General features: G+C 69.0%; 1 protein-coding gene. It reads left to right on the plus strand.

Going from position 1 to position 245, the window contains the following annotated elements; translation table 11 throughout:
- Positions 1-31: 31 nt before the first annotated feature.
- On the plus strand, positions 32-245 hold a 214-nt coding region (locus tag R0J92_RS25695), incomplete at its 3' end, for a hypothetical protein (protein ID WP_411053771.1).

Genomic DNA, 245 nt, shown 5'->3' on the forward strand with positions numbered 1-245 from the left:
AGGTCCTGGCCATGGAGAGGGGAGAGGCCTGATGTACGCCGACGCGCTCCGCCGCTTCCTCGGATGCCGGGGCAACCTGATCTTCCTGACCACCTCGGTCGTCTCGCTCGCCGCCGCGGCGTCGATCGGCTTCGACGCCTGGACGCCGCTGTGGCTGGCGATCGGGGTGATCACCTACGCCCCGCAGGAGCACCTGGTCCACAAGTTCATCTTCCACGCCCCGGCGCCGCGCAACCGGTTCCTCT

The sequence above is a fragment of the Tritonibacter sp. SIMBA_163 genome (genome assembly GCF_046535935.1).
GTDB classification, from domain to species: Bacteria; Pseudomonadota; Alphaproteobacteria; order Rhodobacterales; family Rhodobacteraceae; genus Epibacterium; species Epibacterium scottomollicae.